The organism is Spirosoma spitsbergense DSM 19989 (genome assembly GCF_000374085.1).
Taxonomy (GTDB): domain Bacteria; phylum Bacteroidota; class Bacteroidia; order Cytophagales; family Spirosomataceae; genus Spirosoma; species Spirosoma spitsbergense.
In genome coordinates, this window is the sequence record NZ_KB893582.1 from 1 (window position 1) to 23,194 (window position 23,194).

The following is a 23,194-nucleotide window of genomic DNA, read 5'->3' on the forward strand; positions in this document are numbered from 1 at the left end:
TACGTATGTGCAACCAGACTTGGCGGCCCGACATATCTAGATCGCGCACTTGCCTGGTTAAGTACTGATTGAGTTGGGTGGTTTGCTTGAGACAGGAAGGGCAGGCCTGGCTGTTGGTTTGGAGTTGGCAAAATAGTGTAATTCGAGTCGGTGTATATTCGACCCGCTGCACCTGCAAATCAGGCAAGGCTAAAAGCTGTTGGTAGAAGTCGGTTTCCTGCATAGACCAAGTTAACCACAAGAATTGTCAGAGTACCAATTATAATTATCATTACCCAATTCGATTTTCCACCTAGCGTCTGGATTTTGAGGAAAAATGTGTTCAATAGTTATATCTGAATTACCTTCAATAATTACATGTTCGTTATTCTTGTAATTCTCAATACGTTCAAATAGATATGTTCTATTCTTAGGTTTGATATTGTATACATCTTTCTCTTTCAATGCACTAATGGTTTCATTATCTCTTGGAAATTTCTGAACTCCCGATCTTTGCAATAAAGATTTTTGTATAGAAAATAAATAATTATCAAACTCAACCTTGTCATATAAATTCATAAATATTTTGTTCAATGCGTTGGTTGGCAAACCTAGAACAAAACGTCTAAATGTAAAAGATTGAACAAGTGATAGGATTGAAATGAAAGTATTTTTCTCAATAATACTGTTTGAATAGTCTTCATAAACTTTCATCAAAAAAGGAAAGGCAACATTAATTTCAAGTCTGTTAATATACTCGAGCTGAATTTTTATCTCCCTATCAGCTTCGTTCTTCGGATTCGTAAGCTTGTTATAATACTTAACCAATGATTTCAATTCCGACAAAACAATTTCCAATTCATCTATTGTCGACGTTGGATACTTCTCCTTAAATTTCGCATAAACATCCCCTTTATTTGGAATTTCTTTATTTTTCAGAGTAAGATAATCTCTAATAAACTCAGAAATTCGAGTCTTATTTAATGTCTCATCTTTTGCATTTCTTTCAATAACTTCCCAATAATTTTTGTAAATTCTATCTTGATTTATTCTAGAAAGATCCATCAAAATATAATTTCTAATTAAGTCTGCTTGTGATAATTCAAGACCGGTCGAATTAAGACTTTCAAAAATTCTTTGTGGATTATCTTTTTGTCGGTCTAAAGCGATATCAACAAAAATTAGTTTAGAAAGCCCTTTTTGAATTAATTCAATGTTATCTACTTTAATTACCGATTTGAAATAGTCAAAATTCTCAATTATTTTCGAATAGCCTTTAAATTTATCTCCATCTGATGCACTCAATATATACTTTAAAGCATCTTTATTGTTTTCCGTAGGTTTTAATTTTAACTTCTCTGATTCAGGTGCAAACTCATTGATCAAGTATGTTTTATGAATTCTATTTACCAGCATTTGATTATCAATTTCCTTAGCAAGTCTATAGAGAGCAATGTAGATCAAAGTAATTGTAGTAAGTCTTTGTTGCCCATCAATAATAGTCAACTCTGTAAGTCCTGATGCAGTATATACGTCATCGTGAACGTAAACTATGCTTCCAATAAAGTGAGCGTTTGTTTTATCGTTTTTGCCCGTTTCAATTATATCGTGTAAAAGTTGCTTACATTGAAAAAGTGTCCAGTCATAGTTTCTTTGATAGACAGGAATAGCAAATATTGTCTCATTTGTCGCTAGGAATTTATCTACTTTAGTTTCGTTTGCTTTCATACTCTTCGTTACCTCTGGTCTTTATCAGTCTTGTTTTAATTAATCACACTCTTGTTACTAAACGTATTTCTTACTTCCACCTATCAACACGGCAAACTTTCGGACTACACCCGCCCGCTCCTATAACTCACTGAAAACAGTTGTATTTGATGAGTATTTTTTCAATTTTTCAGCACTACTTTAAAAGTATAGTAGATTCTTTATCAATCATTCAACCCCTTTCCGTCAAGGATTCGTGGCATGCATTTTTCAATCCTCGACTCCCGGGTTTTGGCCTACTTGTCGGCACGCTTGTAGTGGAGCTGCGTTAGTCCTTTGTCGAATTGTTTGGTTGAGACGAGTTCCAGAACCTGTTCCGGCCGACCGTCTTTGAATAGTCTTGTACCACTACCCACTAAAATCGGAATAATGGAAATAATGAGTTCGTCAAGTAAGGTATCGTTTAAAAGTTCATTGACGATTTCGGCTCCACCATCCACGAAGATATTTTTCCCTTGTTCGTTCTTAAGCCTCGAAACAAGGTCTTTGAGTGAACCCGTGTAAAAAGTTGTCTTACCTGCACTTGGTCTGGCGGTCCTCGTTATGATGTATGCGTTTTTGTCAGCGTGCGGAAACTCCGGAACATGGGTCATTACCCAATCGTACGTTTTCCGGCCAAGTATTACCGTATCCACCGATTCTACGAAGTCGGCATAACCGTAATCTTCACCCTCCTGCTCAACGATTGACAAAAAACTAAGGTCGTCATCTGGCTTTGCAATGTACCCGTCTACACTCGTTGCGATGTATAAAATCACTTTACGTTCTGCTGTCATTTTTTGGCGGTTAATTGCCTGTCATAATTATGCTATAGTGGCCTGAAGGCTAATGCGCCGTAGCACGAATTTTTCGGTGTGCGGTACAGCCATTGACGGTACGGTTGCCGCACCTCTCACAAATTATCAAACTTCGAGACGATCCCCGCCCGCTCGTACAGCTCACTCAGCGACAGCTGCGTCTGGCGGATGTCTTTCCAGTCTTTCAGCACCACACCCAGGGTTTCTTCGATGAGCGATTTGTCCAGATGCGTGAAATGCAGGGACGACAGGGCCAGTGCCCAGTCGAGGGTTTCGGCGATACCGGGCGTTTTTTCCAGCCGCAACTGCCGTAGTTCCCGCATGAAGGCGCAAATCTGTTCGGCCAGGGCGGTATCGATGCCGGGTACTTTCTCCCGCACAATGCGCAACTCTTTGTCGTAGTCGGGGTAGTCGATGTACACGTACAGGCACCGTCGGCGGAGAGCTTCGGAGAGTTCGCGGACGCGGTTACCCGTCACCACTACGTGCGGGATGTGGGTGGCGCGGATGGTGCCAATTTCGGGAATGGTAATCTGCCAGTCGGACAGTACTTCGAGCAGGAAACTTTCAAACTCTTCGTCGGCCCGGTCCACTTCGTCAATCAGCAATACCGGTGCTTTGTGGTGCGTAATTGCCTGCAACAGCGGCCGTTTTAGCAGGAAGGTATCAGAAAATAAATCCTTTTCCTGCTCGGCCAGCGAGCCGTTTTCGTTCGCCTGCCGGCCCGTTACCTCTAGTAGTTTCAGGTGCAGGAGCTGCCGTTGGTAGTTCCATTCGTACAACGCGTGGCTGGCATCCAGTCCTTCGTAACACTGTAGTCGAATCAGGTCGGTGTTCAGGGCGCGGGCCATCACTTTGGCGATTTCCGTTTTGCCCACCCCGGCCGGTCCTTCGATGAGCAGCGGCTTCTGCAGTTGAATCGACAAAAAGACCGACATCACGATTTGCGGGTCGGTAATATATCCCTGCTGAGCGAGGAGTTCCTGAATGGTTTCGCGGGTATGGTTGAGCATAAGAAGGAGTTGGAACTACATCGGCACCGGGCCGAAGCGCCAACGGTAACCCGGGCAGGAAGCCAGTGAGTTGTATATTTCGGCAATTACATGGATCACAAACTGGAAGCAGGCATAGCACCGTACGCACCATTTCGCAGGCAAAACGGGCTACACTACTGGAAGCACTTACGGCTTGTCGCCGTATTTTTTGTCGTAAAACCCCTTCGCCTGATCAACCCAGTTGTCCCGGTCGATGCGGCCCGGGAAGAATTCAATCAGTTCATTTACTTTGGTAATATCTTCTTTGGTAAAATTGGCTACCTGCCGAAACGTATAGATACCCAGGCTATGGAGTTTACGTTCCAGGAAAGGCCCGATACCAACAATATCTTTCAAATCATCGGCTTCGGAAGCCGTTGCCCGGCCAATCCGGTCGAAGTTGACTTCACTGGCGCGGGAAGCAATCCGGTTAAGCACGGCAGCCTCCGAATTACCCGCCAATGCCTTTGAATCGACGGGGGCAGCGGGTTCTGTATACGCTGTGTCAGGTATATTACTGGTTGTGGCTGGCGGTACCGCAATGGGTTCGGGCGTGTCATCGTGCGAAAAGGCCGGTAGTAGTGGGTCTGCATGAACAAAAGCCGCCGGTTCCGGTATTTCCCGTTCTATGGGCTCGGGCATTCTTTCCGTTTTCTGTTCGGGCTCCTCTCCCGACCGACACGCTTCCAGTTCGGCTTCTTTATCGGCTACGGCCGAGCGGAGTGACCGGAGTTGACCCGATAATGCCAGACGCCCCAGAATCCAGCCGATACCGGCGGCCAGCATTAGTAATAAAAGAATTTCGATGATTGCCTGCAAACGGGGTTCTACTCCAAACATGACGGACTTTTATTAAGGGTTGCACTACTCCCAAACCATCGGAACGGTTCGGATATAAAGGTGATGTCTATGTCAGCTGTCTAACGAGCAGATAGTGGACCGCATGGTCACTTCTCTTTTGTCAAATCGGCCGCCTGTCTGACCCAGTTATCCCGCTCGATACGGCCGGGGAAAAACTCGATGATATCATTGATCGTATCGATATCTTCCTTCGTGAAGTTGGCAATTTGCCGAAAGGTATAAATACCGATAACGTGTAGCTTCTTTTCCAGAAACGGCCCGATGCCCATAATTTCTTTCAGATCGTCGGCATCGGCAGCAGAGGCCCTGCCAAGACGGGTGAAATTAATTTCATTCGACCGGCTACGAATGCGGTTCAATACGGTCGTTTCTTCATCATTACCATCAAACACCGGTATTTTGCTGCGATGGCACTCGTCAAGGTCACGTTTTGTGATAACCAGACTACCTTCCAGCCGGACGATATTTTTTTTGTGGGAAGCGTAGCCAATAAAAAAACCCAGCATACCCGCCACAATCATCATAATCCATTGCTGCAATTGGGCATCCGGCAGGTTAAGGGGATTCAGATCAAACATGATTGGTGAAATTTACAGATTGGACGCTCCTGGCGTTGGTTTATACCGAATAACTTTTCCATCTGGCCTTACTCCAGAACGACGGCCGTAACCCGCCGGTTGGCTTTCCGCCCCGACAGTGTACTGTTGTCGGCTTTAGGGTCCGCTTCTCCTTTTGCCTTTACCTCTATCTGTTCCGCTTTGACGCCCGATTTACGGATTCTTGCTTTCACATCATTGGCGCGGTCGCGGGATAGTTGTAGGTTCATTTCTTCGGGCCCTTTATTATCGGTATAGCCGGTCAGGAGGAGTTTTTTACCGGGGTTGGCGTTCAGCACCTTAGCCGCTTCGTCGAAGAATTTCTTTGTTTCATCCGTTTTGATGAAGGTAGCTTCACCCAGCTGGAAATACAGGTCCATCGGCTTGAAAATCGACGTAAATTTCTGGGCCTCCGCCAGTTGCTTTTCCGTGACCGGCTCCGTTAGGGTGATTAACGCTGCGGTGCTGGTTTCAGCCGGTTTGCTAATGGTGCTGGTTTCGGCCGGTTTGCTAATGGTAAGGTCCGTTTCAACGGATTCTTCGGCTGCCGGTTCGGTTCCTGCAAAGGCAAAGTCCAGCCCACCCACCAGAGAGTCTCCTTTAGCCGTAACCGGCAGGTTCCGTTGGGTTCCTTTGGTGGTTAGGGAGGCAGCCGGAATGCCCTGCTGCACCAGGTACTGCTTCATGCCTTCTGCCCGGGCCAGACCCAGGTTTGGGAACGACGTTGCATTGGTTTCTGCGGAGGTATAGTACCCGGTTATCGCCAGCGTTCTGTCCCGATTGGCTTTCAGGTACGTAATCAGCGGATCGATTGGCCCGCCCAGCGCATTCATGTTGGCATTAGCTCCCGATTTGGCGAAGCTGAAATTGCGGGGAAATGACATCCGGAAGTAGTTGCCATCGGCAATGGTAAACCCATCGGCACCGGGCGGGGTGGTGTACACGTCCTTTCCCTCCGTAGGCGGTTCCACCCGGGTGGCTGGCCCACTGTCGATACAAAGCTGCTTGATTTTGCAGACATGCCACCAGGTTGAGCCGATCATCCAGAATAGGAGCAGGATAATCCAGGGAGCTTTATTTGTTAGCATACGAGCGGTTAATTTTTACGAAGACATGATGGTACGTATACGGGAGACGGTCATACGACAAAAGGTCGCTCAAAAATAGCAGTAACTTATATAAATGCAAGATTATCACTGCTTGTGAATAGATGCAACCCCGTTTCCGGTATTTAGCGTTAAGGAAGTAAATTTTTCAGTATTGTAAAAACCGGTCTGGATAGCTCACCGGAAATTAGTTGGCGTTAACTTGCCTTTTTTATAAAAACTGATTCCCGTTAACAATGCTCATCGACTTACGAAGTGATACCATTACCCAGCCTACTCCCGCCATGCGCGAGGCCATGTTTACCGCCCCCCTTGGCGATGATGTGCTGGGCGACGACCCCACCGTGAATGCCCTCGAAGCGAAAGCCGCAGCTATGTTCGGTATGGAAGCCGCCCTGTTCTGCGCGTCAGGGACCATGACCAATCAACTGGCGATTCGCATCCATACCCGCCCCGGCGATGATGTAATTTGTGATTACCTCTCGCACGTGTATCAGTACGAAGGTGGAGGAATTTCGGTCAATGCACTGGCATCCGTCAGCCTGGCTCACGGCGAACGGGGTAAACTCACCCCCGCCCTTGTCCGCGATTATATTTATAGCCCTGCCGATTCGCACAAGCCCCTTTCGCGTCTGGTTGTGCTGGAAAATACCGTTAACAAAGGGGGGGGGTGCTTTTATACGATCCCTGAAATTGCTGCCATCCGAAAACTGTGTGATGAGCAGGGGTTGCAACTCCACCTGGATGGTGCCCGGCTGTTCAACGCCCTGGTCGAAACCGGTGAACCGACAACGGCCTACGGCCAGTTGTTCGATTCCATCAGCATCTGCCTCTCCAAAGGGCTTGGGTGTCCGGTGGGGTCACTGTTGCTGGGCAAAGCCGACTTCATTCGTCAGGCCCGGCGGTACCGGAAACTAATGGGGGGGGGCTGGCGACAGGCCGGTTTTCTGGCCGCAGCAGGTATCTACGCCCTCGATCATCAGGTTGACCGATTAAAGCAGGACCACGTTCGCGCCCGCCGGATTGGTGCCATGCTGGAACGACTTCCTGCCGTAGAGGAAATTCTGCCTATCGACACGAATATTGTCATTTTCCGGCTTCCCGAAACCATCCTGGCAGCAGATTACGTTCAACAGTTGGAAACAAACGGTATTCGCGGCATCGCGTTTGGCAAACATCAGGTCCGTTTTGTGACCCACCTGGACTTTACCGACGAGCAGTTAACAGAAATGGAAGCTCGTCTGAAGTAAGATTTTTTTATGCATATACAAACCAGAACATTAGAAAAAACCGATTATCATGACCTGAAAGAGGCCATGATTGAAGTATACAGCAGTATTGGGGGCGACTACTGGACCAAGGGTTCCATCAATAAACTGCTCAATATCTTTCCCGAGGGGCAATTCTGCGTGGAGGTAGACGGCAAAGTGGTGGCCATTGCGCTGGCCATTCGGGTCAACTACGCGGACTTCGGCGACAGCCATACCTACGCCCAGATTACGGGTGGGTACACCTTTAAAACCCACACCGATGAAGGCGATTACCTCTACGGTATCGAAGTATTCGTCCATCCCGACTTCCGCGATTTACGGTTGGGCAGGCGGCTCTACGATGCCCGCAAAGAACTCTGCGAGCAGTTGAACATCAAGGGAATTCTTGCTGGTGGCCGCATCCCGAACTACAACAAACACTCAGATGAATTGTCGCCCCGTGAGTACATCGCCAAGGTAAAGCAAAAAGAGATTTACGACTCTACCCTTACGTTCCAGCTTTCCAATGACTTCCACGTCCGCAAGGTACTGCGTGGCTACCTGCCGGGCGATACGGAGTCGAAGGAATACGCTACCCTGCTGGAATGGAACAACATTTATTACGTTGACGAGAAAGACAAGAAGCCACACACCGACTCCATCATCCGGCTGGGCGTGATTCAGTGGCAAATGCGTTTTTTCAAAAACCTGGAGGCCTTCTTTGATCAGGTCGAGTTTTTCGTCAATGCCGTGAGCGACTACCGGGCCGACTTCATGGTGTTGCCGGAGTTTTTCAACACGCCCCTGATGGCCGACTTCAACGACCTGCCCGAGCCCGTTGCCATTCGAAAACTGGCCGATTTCACCGTACCCACCCGCGAAAAACTCTGTCAGCTGGCCATTGCGTATAATGTCAACATTGTGGGTGGCAGTATGCCGCTGGTAGACGATGACGGCAAACTCTACAATGTTGCTTACTTGTGTCGCCGGGACGGGTCCTGGGAAGAGTACCGTAAAATTCACATCACGCCCAATGAAGTGCGGCACTACGGCATGGTAGGCGGCAACGAAATCCGGGCGTTCGATACCGACTGCGGTAAAATTGGCATGGTAATCTGCTACGATGTTGAATTCCCCGAACTTGGCCGCATACTGGCGCAGCAGGGTATACAAATTCTGTTTGTTCCCTTCCTGACCGATACCCAGAACGGATACAGCCGGGTACGGCACTGCGCGCAGGCACGGGCCATCGAAAACGAATGCTACGTGGCCATTGCGGGCTGCGTGGGCAATCTGCCTAAAGTACACAACATGGATATCAACTTCGCGCAGTCGGCGGTATTTACCCCCTCAGACTTTCAGTTTCCGACCAATGCCGTAAAAGCCGAAGCCACGCCTAACACCGAAATGGTGCTCATTGCCGACGTAGACCTGAGTCTGCTCAAGGAACTCCACGAGCAGGGTTCCGTACAGGTGCTGAAAGACCGCCGGACAGACCTCTATGACGTGGAACTAAAAAAACCGGCCCGCAAAGCCCTGAAGCAGAGCGCCGACCGACCGAAGAAAGCCTCACCCGACAATGACCCGGAAGTAGTGGCCCCGTTGATTGTAGTGGCAGAATAACCAGCCGTTATAAGGCCCTTTAGTCTTTTTAGCCGTAAGTTGACTCAATGATCAGCTTGCGGCTTTTTTTTACCGTAACACCTCCGCAACCAGAATACCCAGATACGTACCAAGGGCATTACCAAGCGAACCGACCAGCACGGCAGGCAACTGTAAATCGGGGCGGTTCAGGCTGCGTGCTAAGGCCAATGCCGACGTAGCGCCACCTACGTTAGCCTGGGAGGCTATATTGACGATATCCCACTCCTGCTTAAACAACACGCCCGCACCGAACAGGATAAGGGCGTGAACAGTCACCAGCAGTAAAATCATCCCGAACAGGACAACGGCCAGCCGACCGTCGTGCAGCAGCGCACCAATATCGCAGTAGGCACCAATCACGGCCAGGAAAATATAAATCCCGAACAGGCCCAGCACCCTAATACCCCGCAGTTTATTGACGATCCGGAACTGGGCCAGCACCAGGGCAAATGTGGTTAGCACGATCACGAACGGGAGGGAAGGCACCAGAGACGTAATCTGTTTCGAAAGAAATATAGACCCAAATCCCAGGGCAAGCAGAATGGCCAGATCGCCGGGACCAATGGTTTCCGCATCCGTAAACGGATCGGCTTCGGATGCCGCCGGGTCTACAGTGCTGACAACGGATGGCTGTGGTACAGTTTGTTTGTGCGGGAAGCGTTTTTGCAAAAAGGGGGGCAGAATCAGTGTAACCACCATCCATAACGCCGACATGATATTGTCCGCAGCGGTAGCGGCCACGAACAGATTTCCTGCTTTCGATACGCCATAATGCAGGGCTACCGCGTGGTAATTGATACTACCCCCAATATACGTCCCCGTAAACATGCCCGCCAGGGCATAAAACAGCTTTCCTAGGGTTTGCGGAGCCGCAAAGACCCACACACTCACCAGTACGCCAATAACCGTACCGGCAGACCCCACCAGAAACATGCTCAGCATGGGCAAACCCGCCCTTCGCAGGTCTTTCAGGTTCACGTTCAGCAGCAATAGAAACAGCGAGAACGGGGCTATATAGCTGAATATACTATCATAAACGGGGGTTTCGGTGGTGGGGATGAGGCCGAAATTGGCTTCAATAGCGGTTAGAATGATCACTAACAGGGCCGTGCCAATGTGGCTAAAACCAGGCTTTTTGATGAGCCATTCGCAGATAATGACATTCAGGCAAAGAACAAACAGAATAAAAATGGCGTCGGTCACGAGATGAAGTAGTTAAGCCGGTAAAATATGACTTATTCGGCTAACTACACGAATAACCACCATTATTAGTGGTTATTCGTGTAGTTACTACCTCAAAACAGCCGTGCCAGAAGTTTTTTAACGATAATAATTGGTTTGGGTAAGTTATCTAGTACCCAATGTCCTGCGAAACGTGCAACGGAAGATGCTTTCCAGCCTCAAACGGTTCGTACCGGTACTCGACCGTGTCGGTTCTGTTACCGTTGTAAAAACCACGGCTCGTATCGAGAAAGCGTTGCCTGTAGTCTCTCAAGCTCCTACGCCAAACCCTGTCCAGAGAGATTGTATCGATCTCCCGCTTGTTTCGAATATCGGTGGTATAGCGGTGTATTTCCCGTACAGGACGGTTCCCCCGACCGTATTCATACCGTATTGTATCTGGCCCGTTGGCTATATAGAACCATCCCAAATACATCAGGTCGTACCAGGCCAGGGTACGCCTGCCCAGATGATCGTACGCAAACCGATGAGAAAAATAACGAATCGTATCCAGCCGCGAATTTTGGGGCATCTTCATCACATACAATCGGTAATGACGGATAAGCTGGCCCTGCTGATTACGCTCCCACCGAATGCTGTCTATCACGGTTGAACGATTTGGTTCGGGAGTGGGCAAGTGGCTAACCAGCGTATCGTTCTTTCCAATGTATCTATAAGTATATACTGACGATTTGGGGGTATTCTCACTGCCTGATTTACCCATGTCTGCATCCTCTTTCAACACGCGTACCACTCGTTCCTGTACATTGTATTCGAACCGGCGTCTGATTATATTGATGTAGCCCGGCGTCGAACTGTCATTGTGGTAATAATGCGTGCTGGAAACTTTTTTCTTGCCAGCATATACATTCCATATTTTCTCATTTGTGCGTCCGAACAGAAAGTCTTCCAGTACTCTATCCTGTTTGTCCAGAAAGGTAGTCTGTTGCAACTTCCCGTTGTACCATTTGGTACGAACAGTGGCAATCTGCTCCGGGGGTGTAACCACACGCGGGATGGACGAATCGAGGAATGCATCGTTTTGGCAGCCTGAGTAGCCAATAACCAAAACTGTCAGTACAGGTAGCCACCAATAATGCCGCACCATAGTTTGCCTCATTTGTAGATAACCTTCGCCATTTCCAGAGGCCGGTCGGTACTCATAACATCTGCCCCGTTTTCAACGAACTTCCCGTATACCTGATCGCCTTTGGCTGCGGCCTGTTTGTCCAGGTTACCGAGGGTTCCCAGAATGCAGGCGATGCCTTTCTGATGCAGAAACTGATATAACTCCTTTGGTGGTTCGGTGACACCCACGAAGGCGACCATCCGGTTGTCGGGAATGCCCAGCTCGTGCAGGCGGTCGTATTCGGCCTGGTTCCGAATCGTAACGGAAATCATCAGATTCGGGTCGAGTTGGTGGACCAGGGCGGCATCCTTGGCGTTGTAGGTAATCACGGCCGCATACGCCCCAGCACCAGTTTTTCGAACCATGTTCACCACTTTCGCGAAGGATACGTTGCGCTTCACATCGAGGGTAAATGTAGCTTTGCCCTCGCCCCAGCGTAGCACTTCTTCCAGCGTCGGTATTTTGTAAGCCGTTACATTCCCCTGGTTATCTTCCAGCCGGTACTGTTGGGTTTCGGCGTAGGTTTTGTCGATGAGTTTACCCGTGCCGGTAGTGGTTCGGTCGAGGGTGGCGTCGTGCATCATCACCATCACGCTGTCTTTCGTCAGGTCGATGTCGCATTCGATGATAACGGGATGCGTTGGGGTACCAACCTGTTTCGCTACGTAGGCGAACGACTCGATGCAGTTTTCGGGATAACCCGTCAAATCTCCCCCACCCCGATGCACCGATATGAGCGGTAGCCGATTTGGTTGGTAGGAGAAAAAGTCAGTTGCTTTTCCCGTCGACCGATTGGTAGTGGTTTTGGGAGAACAGGTCATCAGGCCGAAGCCAAGACCAAGAATTAGTACTTGCCTGTAAGTCATACAATCTGGGTATCTGACGGTTGACGCTGACCAATCAGGGTGCGAATGGTCATCAGGAACCGTTCCAACAAATCAATTTGTTAATGAAGAGATCTTTCCCGCCCTGGCCCTTTTGGCCAGGACGAATCAAAAATAAGGCAACAACGAATACAACGTCTCATGATTCCCTTTTCAATTCTGGATTTATCGCCGATTATCGCGGGCAACACGGCCGCACAGGCGTTTCATAATACACTCAATCTGGCGCAACACGCTGAACAGCTGGGCTATAACCGCTACTGGCTGGCCGAGCACCACAACATGCCGGGTGTGGCCAGTGCGGCTACGTCGGTCGTTATCGGTTACGTAGCGGGGGGCACCAAAACGATTCGGGTCGGCTCCGGTGGCATTATGCTGCCGAATCACTCCCCGCTGGTCATTGCCGAACAGTTTGGTACGCTGGAATCCCTCTACCCCAGCCGCATTGATTTAGGGCTGGGCCGGGCACCGGGTTCCGATCAGGCAACGGCTCGTGCGCTGCGCCGGAATGGCACCGGACCCGATACATTTCCGCAGGATGTGATTGAGTTGCAGAGGTATTTTCAGCCCGACGACTCCAATCAATTCGTTCAGGCAGTACCGGGCAATGGCTTAAATATTCCCATCTGGCTGCTTGGCTCCAGCACCTTCGGCGCACAGCTGGCGGCTATACTGGGGTTGCCTTACACCTTTGCTTCCCATTTTGCCCCGGCCGAACTGATGCGGGCACTGCACGTTTATCGGACGAAGTTCAAACCGTCCGCTACACTGGAAAAACCGTACGCCATGGTAGCTACTAACGTTATCGCGGCTGATACCGACGCGGAAGCTCAGCGACTGTTCACTTCCGTTCAGCAGCAGTTTCTGTACATCCGGCGCGGACAGGCGCGGCAGATGCAACCACCCGTCGATGACCTGACGGACCGCTGGCCTGCGTATGAACTGGCCGGTATTGAATCGGTATTTCGTTTTTCGGCGGTTGGTTCACAGCAAACCGTTAAGCAAAAACTGGCGAACTTTATCGAACAGACGCAGGCCGATGAACTGATCATTTCTGCTCCCATCTTCGACCATCAGGCCCGGAAGCATTCCCTCACCCTGACCGCTCAGGTACGGGAAGCACTGGCAGCCCGGCAGGAAGAACTAGCTGTTGTGTAGTTTTCTCAAATGGTAATTATGCATGGCTACGGCCATGCATAAAAAGGCATAAAAAAGGTGGGGTCAGGTTCTCAAACCTGACCCCACCTTTTTTATGCCACCGCTACAATTAAATCACCACGTTCACAATGCGTTTTGGCACGACGACAACCTTCTTCGGGGTTTTGCCTTCCAGCCATTTCTGCACGATTTCGTCGGCCAGCACCTCCCGCTCTATGTCGGTTGGGGCGCGGTCGATGGCGAAGCTGATGGTGGTGCGTACCTTGCCGTTGATCTGAATGGGGTACTCAAACGCGTCCTCCACCAGATAAGCCGGGTTGAATACGGGGAACTCCGCTTTCGACAGGCTACCCGGCTCATTGCCCAGAGCCGCCCAGAGTTCTTCTGTAATGTGGGGGGCGTAAGGCGATAGAATCAGGACTAAATCCTGCAGCACGGCCCGTTTATGGCAATTCAGCGTACTTAGTTCATTGACGCAAATCATGAAAGAGCTAACCGACGTATTGAACGAGTAGGCATCAATATCGCTTTCGGTCTTCTGAATCGCTTTGTGTAATACTTTCAATTCAGCCGGTGTCGCTTCCGGACCGCCGGACCGCTCATCAGTCACGATCCATTGGCTCTCACCAGTTGCACTGTCTTTGTAGAACAGCCGCCAGAACTTACGGATGAAGCGGTACACGCCATCGATGCCGTTGGTATTCCAGGGTTTTGCCTGCTCCAGTGGTCCCAGAAACATTTCATACAGGCGAAGTACATCGGCTCCGTAGCGTTCCACAATGTCGTCAGGATTCACGACGTTAAACTTCGACTTCGACATTTTCTCCACCTCCACCCCAACGACATAACGACCATCCGGTTCGGTGATAAACTCAGCTGATCGGCCACTGCCGTTTTCCGTTAAATCCGGGCGTAGTTTCCTGAACGCGTCAAGGTCAAGCACGTCATTTTCCACGATATTGACGTCTACATGCAATGGCGTAACCTCCTGACCGTTGAGCTGGTTAAGAGAAACAAAAACGGGGACAACTCCCTCACTTCCCGTTGATTTCAACCGGTAAACAAAATTGCTCCGGCCCTGAATCATGCCCTGATTAATAAGCTTTTTGAACGGCTCATCCTGCGGTACGTAGCCCCGGTCGTACAGGAACTTGTTCCAGAAACGGCTGTAGAGCAGGTGGCCCGTAGCGTGTTCGGTACCGCCGATATACAGGTCTACGTTCTGCCAGTAACTGATGGCTTCTTTGCTGGCGAAGGCATTATCGTTCTGCGGGTCCATGTACCGATACCAGTACCACGACGAACCAGCCCAGCCGGGCATGGTGCTTAATTCGTAGTCGTACCGGGAGCCGTCGCTCTCACGTTTATACTTCCAGTTCTCAGCCCGGCCTAGGGGTGGCTCGCCGGTTTCAGTAGGCAGGTATTTATCGACAGCAGGTAATTCTAGCGGCAGGTCACTCTCATCAATCAGGTACGGTAACAGCTGACCGTTGCTGTCCTCTTTGAAATACACGGGAACGGGTTCGCCCCAATAACGTTGACGGCTGAATACGGCATCGCGCATCCGGAAGTTGATTTTACCCTTTCCCAGATCTCCATCCTCCAGCCACGAAATCAGTGCCGGAGTTGCCTGCTGATAGGTCATGCCATCAATAATACCGGAGTTGATGTAGCGGCCTTCTTTCGTATTGTCCGCCTGCTGGTCAATATCCTTCTGGGCATCCAGAATCGGGATAATGGGCAAATTAAAGTGTTTCGCAAAGTTCCAGTCACGCTGGTCACCGGAGGGAACGGCCATTACGGCACCCGTTCCGTAACCTGCCAGCACGTAGTCGGCCAGGAAGATGGGGACCTTTTCGTCATTAACGGGATTAAGGCAGTAGCTACCTGTAAACACCCCCGAAACGGCTTTGGTATCGGCCATCCGGTCGCGCTCGGAGCGCAGTTTAGCGGCATTTACGTAGGCATCCACCGATTCTTTCTGCTCCGGCGTAGTCAATGCGGCTGCCAGTTCGTGCTCAGGGGCCAGCACCATGAACGTAACCCCGTAAATGGTATCGACGCGCGTGGTGAAGACCTCAATATAGTCATTAGGAGTCAGGAGCGAGGAGTGAGGAGGGCTGACGCGAACACCAGAACCCGGATGGCTCCTCGCTCCTTGCTCCTCACTCCTCACTACTTCAAATCTTACGCTCGCTCCTACCGATTTACCAATCCAGTTCCGTTGCTGCTCTTTCATGGATTCGGTCCAGTCGATGGTATCCAGACCCGTCAGCAGACGGTCGGCGTAGGCGGTAATGCGCATCATCCACTGCCGCATCAGTTTCTGTTCAACGGGGTAACCACCCCGCTCAGAAACCCCGTCTTTTACTTCGTCATTGGCCAGTACCGTTCCCAGGGCCGGGCACCAGTTAACGACGGCATCGGCCAGGAAAGTCAGGCGGTACTTGAGCGTGATGGCGTACGATTCCGTCTTCGACATCGCGTTCCATTCGGCCGCCGTAAAGGCCGTAACGTCCTCATCGCAAACTGCGTTTACGTCGGTCGTGCCATTCGTGGCAAATTTATGCAACAGGCTTTCAATGGGTTCGGCCCGGTCGGTGTCCCTGTTGTACCACGAGTTGAACAATTCCATGAAAATCCACTGCGTCCACTTATAATACGATGGGTCAGAAGTACGCACCTCCCGCGACCAGTCGTAACTGAAGCCGATGTTTTTCAGTTGCTCAATGTAGCGCGTCAGGTTCGCTTCGGTCGTAACCGCCGGGTGCTGCCCCGTCTGAATAGCGTACTGCTCGGCGGGTAGCCCGAAGGAGTCGAATCCCATTGGGTGCAGGACGTTATAGCCTTTCAGCCGCTTGTACCGCGACACAATATCCGACGCAATATAGCCCAGTGGATGCCCAACGTGCAGTCCTGCACCCGATGGGTAGGGAAACATATCGAGTACGTAATACTTAGGTTTAATGGTTATTTCTTCCGGTTTAAACGTGTTATGATCATCCCAGAACTGTTGCCAGTACTTTTCAATGGTAGTATGATTGTATTCGGCCATGTGTAGTAGAATGGGGAAGGTACCCCGTTCGATTAATGCTGGAAATAGCCCTTCGGCTAATCAGATTAGTTATCTGTAGTTCGTAAGTTGCAAAAATAGCCGTTTACAAAGACTTTTGCCTATCGGCCAGTCGATGATTGTCCAAACGCACGAATGAATCAAGTGTACCCGCCTACTCCGTTTTCCCCCATTCACCGGCATACTGTATCAGGAGGCAGGTCTGTATGGTTTTGGGCAATCGGTCTGGGTGTGCTGACGGCGTGGCTTTGTATTCGAGTCATCGGTGATTTCAGTCACCCCCTCTCAGATGGCAATGACACCGACCAGTTTGAGTATGTAGGCTATTTCTTTTACAAGAACCTGTCGTTATGGCCCTTTCCCCATCTCAACCTCATCAACACGCAAACGTTCTATCCGTACGGTACCAACCAGGTGTTCCTGGACTGGGGTTTCGAGCGTGACTACTGGTACAGTCTCTGCTATCGGTTGTCTGGTGGCCCCGGCCCGTATTTGCAGTACTATTACGTGTATAGTCTGGTCGTGGCAGCGGTCGGAACATTTTTACTGTTGCAATCCCGATTTGGTATCGGCCGGAGCCTTGTTCTGGGCCTTGTCGTTTCGGTTTTTAATTTTTACGCCCTGTTCAAGTTTCCGGTCCACATGAATGTCTGCGTGGCCCACTGGACAACCCTGTGCATCGTGGCTACGTACCGACTCTTGTATGATGCCGTAACGAAGAAGTCGATTACATTTGCCTACGTCCTGTTCTGGATGTGGCTGCACGTTCAGGTATTGAGTCAGGAACTGGCCTACGTAGCCGGGTTTGCGCTAAGTTTCACGACGCTGACGGCTCCCATTCTGGCGTTTCTATTGTACCGGCAGTTTCCCGCTCATAGCCAGTGGTTTACATCTATCGCCAACTACGTGCAGGAACAGTTCACGCATCGGCGAAGAGAAGTTTTGTTCTGGTTATTGATGCTGGTAGTTAGTCTGTTCCTGTACCTCCCCCTGACGATACAGATTGCGTTTACGGCCTGGTCGTTCGACTTTAGTGTGGTACCGGAACTACGGGCCTGGTCGCACCCGCTCCGGCTATTCATTCCGTACCTACCTGGCTTTCATACGTTTGACCATGATTACCAGCCTTTCCTTCACGACACCTTCGAGAGCTTCGGTCAGGGAAGTCCGGGGTTGTATCTGGTTGTGCTGGCGGGTATCGGCTGGTGGCAAAACCGCAAACGGATACTCATCTGGTTGCCCATTGTGCTGATGTTGTTATTATGTCTGCTGTATCATCCTGTTCTTGTCCCTACACTAAAAATTTTTCCCTGGTTTAGTTTCAACCGGCACGGCGGGCGGGCGAGCCTGATTTACCCGGCGTTACTGGGACTGCTCGCCCTATCCGTTCGGTGGCCCCGCCAACCGATAGGCAAAACCATTGGTGGTTTATTACTGTGCCTGATGGTACTGGAATGGTACGTGGGCTATACCAACCGGTTGACCGGGCCGGTGAGTACGGCATCGGATAGTGTGCTGGCGTATTGTGCGGTCGTTCGGAAACAACCGGGGGTGGCAGTACTCGACTGGCCTTTCTGCACGGTTGGGGGCGATGGCGTGGGCATGCAGGAAGGGCTTTGCCCCTATTATAAACAACAAAACGCCGTTTTCACCTTCCGACGATTTTACGACAAAAGCGGGGTCGGGCAATATTTTGGCCGGTTGCACCCCGACCAGATTCAACCCTTTCTTCGCGATGGATGGCCCCGGTTACTGGCCCCCAGCTACGTTTTCACGGAAGCCGACTGGCAGTTTCTGGATACGTTTCTACGAAAAAATAACTTCGCTGGCATCAACCTGTATCCCGGTTTACTAACACCCGAACAGATAATCCAGTTTTACCGGCATTACGGCCAACCCATCGCCGAAACGACCTTTCCGGCGGCTGGGACGGTCCTGTTCATTCCCCTTCGTAAAGAAAAGTAGTCGTTTGCATAAGAGCGCAACGCCCCATTCGTTTTTAACGTATAGTTACCTGAAAACAGACTCCTGACCTGCATGGCGTGACGTTGTACGATTCTTATTTTTTTACCCGTAGCTTTCGTACACCCCCATGCGACGTTTCTCCTCGTTTACGACGCTTGCCAACGTTGCCCTGCTTGGCTTTGGCCTGTTCGGTTGCCACACCGACAGCAACGTGGAGCCAGCCAGTATTTCGCCCGATTGTTTGATTAAAGCGTCCAGTAACAACGGGGTTGCTATTGCCGGTTTCTACATTATTACCTACCAGCCTGCTCAACCGCTCCCTTCGGCTTCGAATGCCCGCACAGCCGCCATCGAAGCTATAGCCGGGCAGTTTCTCGCTGATTATTCGGTGGCTGATTCCCAGGCCGACGTGCTGGCTACCAGCGAACAGGTAAGCTTCCTGGCCCACCTGACCAAAGAAGAATCCGAAACCTTACGCCAGGACCCATCCGTCATACTTGTTGAACCAGACCGCGTTATGGCCATGTGTGGCTGTGTCGACATAACAACGTCGACTACCCTCCCCTGGAATATAGTACAAACCGGCTACGGACGGGGCGACCTGCAAACGAATAAAACCGTCTGGGTAATCGATACCGGTATCGACCTGGACCACCCCGACCTGAATGTCGACACTGAACGCAGCCGCTCGTTCGTGACGGGCCAGACATCGGCAGATGACCTGAATGGACACGGCACGCACGTAGCGGGCATTATCGGGGCGAAAAATAACAACGCTGGTGTGACGGGCATAGCATCGGGAGCCCGACTAGTGGCGCTGAAAGTACTGGACCAGTTAGGCGAAGGAAAACTATCAGGCATTATTCAGGCGGTGAATTACGTGCTGCAAAACGGCAAATCGGGTGATGTGGTCAACATGAGCCTGGGTGGTGAGGGAGTATCTACTACGCTTGAACGGGTCATTATACAGGCAGCCAATGCCGGTATTCTATTCGCTATCGCTGCCGGTAACGATGGCAAAGACAGTGATGCCTATTCCCCGGCGCGGGTAAATCACGCCAATGTATTTACCGTGTCGGCCATGAACCGAATCAATCAGTTTGCCTCTTTTTCCAACTTTGGCCCTGGTGTGGACGTTTGCGCTTACGGAGTCAACATCACGTCAACCTACAAAGATGGGAGGTATGCTACCCTGAGCGGTACCTCAATGGCCGCACCGCATGTGGCAGGTCTTTTGCTCATTCGGGGGAGTAACTTTCCGAAGCACGGTGCCGTAATGGGTGACCCCGACGGCAAACCGGATCCTTTGGCAGGCGAGTAGCTCAATCATGTTACTCATTCATACCTGCGAACAGGCTTTGATTCAGAAGTTTGGTCTGCCAGCTTGCAACTTTCCTACAGGCAGACTTATCTTTGTGGCACCTTTTCAGCCATAGTGAGGTTATTGGGTCTGAAACGACAGTACAGCACGCGGCACATCAATGTGCCGTTTTTCGTAAAAGAATTAATCTATTAACTCGATAGGCATTATAATGTATGCAGCCAGAGGTAGCTTCTTCCGTCTCCGATTCAGTCGCTAATCCGATAACGCTGACAACGCCCGTACTTGACCTTAGCGGACTGACGATCAGTATTAAGGGAGCAAACGCTGTGCAGCAAGCCGAAGCGCTGCGTACCGCCTTTCCATCGGCTATTATCCAAACGAGTACAGCACAACCCCTTCTTCGGCGACGCAACCGGACGGAAATAGCCATCTACTTTTTTTCGGCCCTGGCGCTGATGGTGGTTGGTCACCTGCTGTTCAGCTACTTTACGCTGGACCGGCTGACGCTTCTGGCCAGTACCATTGACCTCACTCCTGAAATTTTTTACTTCATTCTGGCCGGATTCGTTGCCCAGATGATTGACGGTGCCTTAGGTATGGCCTATGGCGTAACGGCCACTACCTTCCTGACCAGCGTAGGTATCAGCCCGATATTTGCGACTGCCAGCGTGCATAGTTCCGAGATCTTCACCTCGGGTGTGTCGGGCTATATGCACCTTAAATTCGGTAACGTCAACAGCCGCCTGTTTAAGGTAGTGCTGATTCCTGGCGTTATCGGCGCGGCTTTAGGTGCCTATTTACTCAGTCAGTTAGCGACGCTGGATGTAGTAGCTAAATACTTAACGCCCGGCATCTCCGTCTACACGGCAATTCTGGGTATCCTGATTTTGAAGAAAGCCCTGGTCAAAAAACCAAAGAAACGACCCATCAAGCGAATCGGGTTGCTAGCCTGGTTTGGCGGTTTTGTCGATGCCATTGGGGGCGGTGGCTGGGGGCCTATTGTTAACTCCACCCTGATAGCCGCCGGCCGTCATCCACGCTATACGATTGGGTCGGTCAATCTGGCCGAATTTTTCGTTTCGTTCGCTTCGTCCGTCGTTTTTGCCTTTTATGCCGGACTGGGAAACTACGGTCTGGTTATTCTGGGACTCATTCTGGGTGGTATGATTGCCGCCCCGATAGCCGCCCACCTGTCGCAGAAGCTACCCGTTAAAACCATGATGATTCTGGTCGGAATTGTGGTTATCATCGTAAGTTTGCGGAAAATCATTTTATTCTTTTAGACACAGGATAAAAGAAGAGAGACACAAGACCCCCGCCTTTCCTCCACTATCTTTTATCATTTTACCTGATGAAAAAACAGACCAAAGCCATTCGTACGCAAGCCAGGCAGTCGCAGAACCGCGAACACTCTGTACCCCTGTACCTTACATCGAGTTTTACGTTTGAGAGTGCCGAGCAGGGCAAAGCGTTGTTTGAAGAAACCGAAGAGGGAAATATTTACTCTCGTTTCTCCAACCCCAACGTAACCGAGTTTGTCGATAAAGTCTGTATGCTGGAGAATGCCGAAGAGGGTATTGCTACGGGAACGGGCATGGCGGCTGTATTTGCCAGTATGGCGGCTCTGCTGAAATCCGGCGACCATATTGTGGCCTGCCGGGCGTTGTTTGGGTCGGCACACCAGGTGATTACCCAGATTCTGAGCAAATGGGGTATCACGCATACCTACGTCGATGCCTCGGCCACCGAAGCCGAGTGGGAAGCGGCCATACAGCCCATTACCCGCATGGTGTATCTGGAAACGCCCTCCAACCCCGGTCTGGAACTGGTTGACCTGACCATGCTGGCCCGTCTGAAAGTGAAATACGGCTTTATATTGAATGTCGACAACTGCTTTGCTACCCCCATTTTGCAAACGCCTATCGATTTAGGCGCTGATTTGTCGGTGCATTCGGCCACAAAATACATGGATGGACAAGGGCGCGTGCTGGGCGGTATCGTCGTGGGCCGGGCTGATCTGATTCAGCAAATCCGGTTCTTTGCCCGCCATACCGGGCCATCGCTGTCTCCTTTCAATGCCTGGGTGCTGTCCAAGAGTCTGGAGACACTGGATTTGCGGATGGAACGGCACTGCCGCAACGCCCTGCAACTGGCCGAAGCACTGGATGCCCATACCGATGTGGAGCGGGCATTATACCCATTCCTTCCCTCCCATCCGCAATATGAACTGGCTAAACGGCAGATGAGCGCGGGTGGAGCCATCGTCACCATTGAACTGGCCGGTGGTTTCGAGCGGGTAAAGGCCTTTTTTGATGCCCTCACGATTCCAAGTCTTTCCTCTAACCTCGGTGACTCCCGCACGATTGTGACCAACCCGAATACCACGACCCACGCCAAACTCAAACCGGACGAAAAAGCAGCTTTGGGTATTACGCCAGGTTTAATTCGGATTTCGGTGGGTCTGGAAGCAATTGAGGATTTGATTGCCGATTTTACGCAGGCGGTAGAAAAGTCGGCCGAGGTGGTCAAAGAGCAGGTAGCCTGAAACTGGTAATCCAAGCCAACATAAGTTCTAAAAGGCTAAAGTCAAGAATAGGAACTGATTTAATCCGGGAAGTTTTATACTAAAAACCAACGTATAAGGGTCTTATGAAAACGCTGACGATAACCGTTCCTGACACAGTGAACCCCAATGAGGCTCGTTGGGAAATGGCCCGTGCACTCTATGAGAAGGGAGAAATAACACTGGAACAGGCGGCTGAATTAGTTGAACTAACGCCGACGTATTTCATGATTCGGCTGCGTCAGCCTTTTGATTCCACCTCTGACCGAGTAAAGCAAAATTTACAGTCAGAGGCCAAGCCATTTGATCGCGAAAAATTTGATCAATTAATTGACCAGTTAGATATTCAGGAATCCTGGAGCGAATTAGTAGATCAGATTGGCAAATGACCTACTTATTAGATACGAACATAATCCTTGCTTATCTGAAAAAGTCGCCTTTAGCCAACTTTCTGGATGACGAATACGGTTTATTATCACCTGATTCCAAACCGTTCCTATCGGCAGTTACCGTTGGAGAACTCTGGTCAATATGTCTACAGAATCAATGGGGAGTGGCACGTAGGGACTTGCTCATGCAGACGTTGCGTCAACTAACCATAATCGATGTGAACATCGAGCCACTCATTCAGGAATATGCCCAAATCGATGCATTCAGCTAAAACAAATTAGCGAATATTCCATTAGATACAACTGCCCGAAACATGGACAAAAATGATCTTTGGATAGCAGCAACCGCTTCTTTGCTGGAAGCTATACTTATCACGACGGATAAAGATTTCGACCATCTGCATGGCAGGTTTATAGAAGTCATCTGGATTGATCCATCAAAACAACCCTAAAC

The 23,194-nt window shown here is 50.2% G+C and carries 19 protein-coding genes and 1 pseudogene; 9 read left to right on the forward strand and 11 right to left on the reverse strand.

The window, feature by feature from the left end; translation table 11 throughout:
- The 7 genes from B157_RS37735 to B157_RS0126920 all read right to left on the reverse strand — a co-directional run.
- Positions 1-223: transposase family protein (locus tag B157_RS37735; protein ID WP_020606413.1), on the reverse strand; the 223-nt coding region annotated here is incomplete at its 3' end.
- A gap of 8 nt (positions 224-231) precedes the next feature.
- Positions 232-1,707 carry a DUF262 domain-containing protein gene (locus tag B157_RS36055; RefSeq protein WP_020606414.1) on the reverse strand — a complete coding sequence of 492 codons (1,476 nt, stop codon included), beginning with the start codon at positions 1,705-1,707 and terminating at the stop codon, positions 232-234.
- 275 nt (positions 1,708-1,982) lie between these two features.
- Positions 1,983-2,522 carry a dihydrofolate reductase family protein gene (locus B157_RS0126900; RefSeq protein ID WP_020606415.1) on the reverse strand — a complete coding sequence of 180 codons (540 nt, stop codon included), beginning with the start codon at positions 2,520-2,522 and terminating at the stop codon, positions 1,983-1,985.
- Between the two features lie 116 nt (positions 2,523-2,638).
- Positions 2,639-3,556, reverse strand: a complete 918-nt coding sequence (locus tag B157_RS0126905) for an AAA family ATPase (protein ID WP_020606416.1) — start codon at positions 3,554-3,556, stop codon at positions 2,639-2,641.
- 168 nt (positions 3,557-3,724) lie between these two features.
- A complete protein-coding gene (locus tag B157_RS0126910; RefSeq protein ID WP_020606417.1) occupies positions 3,725-4,417 on the reverse strand; it encodes a hypothetical protein in 693 nt (230 codons plus the stop codon).
- A 107-nt stretch (positions 4,418-4,524) separates the two neighbouring features.
- Positions 4,525-5,016 carry a hypothetical protein gene (locus B157_RS0126915; RefSeq protein WP_020606418.1) on the reverse strand — a complete coding sequence of 164 codons (492 nt, stop codon included), beginning with the start codon at positions 5,014-5,016 and terminating at the stop codon, positions 4,525-4,527.
- A gap of 68 nt (positions 5,017-5,084) precedes the next feature.
- Positions 5,085-6,122, reverse strand: coding sequence for an OmpA family protein (locus B157_RS0126920; RefSeq protein WP_020606419.1), 1,038 nt, complete (start codon positions 6,120-6,122; stop codon positions 5,085-5,087).
- Between the two features lie 254 nt (positions 6,123-6,376).
- Here B157_RS0126920 and B157_RS0126925 point away from each other — a divergent pair, with 254 nt between their 5' ends.
- Together B157_RS0126925 and B157_RS0126930 are read left to right on the forward strand one after the other, a co-directional pair.
- The gene (locus tag B157_RS0126925) at positions 6,377-7,390 is read left to right on the forward strand and encodes a threonine aldolase family protein (protein WP_020606420.1); all 1,014 of its coding nucleotides are present in this window, start codon (positions 6,377-6,379) and stop codon (positions 7,388-7,390) included.
- A 9-nt stretch (positions 7,391-7,399) separates the two neighbouring features.
- Complete coding sequence (locus B157_RS0126930; RefSeq protein ID WP_020606421.1) at positions 7,400-9,013, forward strand: carbon-nitrogen hydrolase family protein; 1,614 nt, start codon at positions 7,400-7,402, stop codon at positions 9,011-9,013.
- Positions 9,014-9,082: 69 nt separating this feature from the next.
- On the opposite strand, the gene B157_RS0126935 is transcribed toward B157_RS0126930, so the two are convergent.
- The 3 genes from B157_RS0126935 to B157_RS0126945 all read right to left on the reverse strand — a co-directional run bounded on the left by B157_RS0126935 (position 9,083) and on the right by B157_RS0126945 (position 12,250).
- Positions 9,083-10,237 (reverse strand): DUF819 family protein, encoded by a 1,155-nt coding sequence (locus B157_RS0126935; protein WP_020606422.1) that lies wholly within the window; start codon positions 10,235-10,237, stop codon positions 9,083-9,085.
- 148 nt (positions 10,238-10,385) lie between these two features.
- Positions 10,386-11,363: a hypothetical protein gene (locus tag B157_RS0126940; protein WP_020606423.1), complete on the reverse strand. Its 978-nt coding sequence runs from the start codon at positions 11,361-11,363 to the stop codon at positions 10,386-10,388.
- 8 nt (positions 11,364-11,371) lie between these two features.
- Positions 11,372-12,250 carry a glycerophosphodiester phosphodiesterase family protein gene (locus B157_RS0126945; protein WP_020606424.1) on the reverse strand — a complete coding sequence of 293 codons (879 nt, stop codon included), beginning with the start codon at positions 12,248-12,250 and terminating at the stop codon, positions 11,372-11,374.
- Positions 12,251-12,409: 159 nt separating this feature from the next.
- On the opposite strand from B157_RS0126945, the gene B157_RS0126950 reads away from it, so the two are divergent.
- Positions 12,410-13,426 carry an LLM class flavin-dependent oxidoreductase gene (locus tag B157_RS0126950; protein ID WP_020606425.1) on the forward strand — a complete coding sequence of 339 codons (1,017 nt, stop codon included), beginning with the start codon at positions 12,410-12,412 and terminating at the stop codon, positions 13,424-13,426.
- 109 nt (positions 13,427-13,535) lie between these two features.
- Here the strand turns inward: B157_RS0126950 and leuS are convergent, their stop codons facing one another.
- Positions 13,536-16,481, reverse strand: a complete 2,946-nt coding sequence (leuS, locus tag B157_RS0126955; protein ID WP_020606426.1) for a leucine--tRNA ligase — start codon at positions 16,479-16,481, stop codon at positions 13,536-13,538.
- Between the two features lie 153 nt (positions 16,482-16,634).
- On the opposite strand from leuS, the gene B157_RS0126960 reads away from it, so the two are divergent.
- From B157_RS0126960 to B157_RS40330, 6 genes and pseudogenes are all read left to right on the forward strand, one after another.
- Positions 16,635-18,464 (forward strand): hypothetical protein, encoded by a 1,830-nt coding sequence (locus B157_RS0126960; RefSeq protein ID WP_026308988.1) that lies wholly within the window; start codon positions 16,635-16,637, stop codon positions 18,462-18,464.
- 127 nt (positions 18,465-18,591) lie between these two features.
- A complete protein-coding gene (locus B157_RS0126965) occupies positions 18,592-19,785 on the forward strand; it encodes a S8 family peptidase (protein WP_020606428.1) in 1,194 nt (397 codons plus the stop codon).
- A 215-nt stretch (positions 19,786-20,000) separates the two neighbouring features.
- Entirely contained in the window at positions 20,001-21,071 is a 1,071-nt protein-coding gene (locus tag B157_RS0126970) for a sulfite exporter TauE/SafE family protein (protein WP_020606429.1), read from the forward strand.
- A 68-nt stretch (positions 21,072-21,139) separates the two neighbouring features.
- Entirely contained in the window at positions 21,140-22,333 is a 1,194-nt protein-coding gene (locus B157_RS0126975; RefSeq protein ID WP_020606430.1) for a trans-sulfuration enzyme family protein, read from the forward strand.
- Positions 22,334-22,437: 104 nt separating this feature from the next.
- Positions 22,438-22,740, forward strand: a complete 303-nt coding sequence (locus B157_RS0126980; RefSeq protein WP_020606431.1) for a UPF0175 family protein — start codon at positions 22,438-22,440, stop codon at positions 22,738-22,740.
- Positions 22,737-23,192 (forward strand): annotated as a pseudogene (locus B157_RS40330) (type II toxin-antitoxin system VapC family toxin). Before B157_RS0126980 ends, B157_RS40330 begins: the two are co-directional and overlap by 4 nt.
- Positions 23,193-23,194 lie beyond the last annotated feature (2 nt).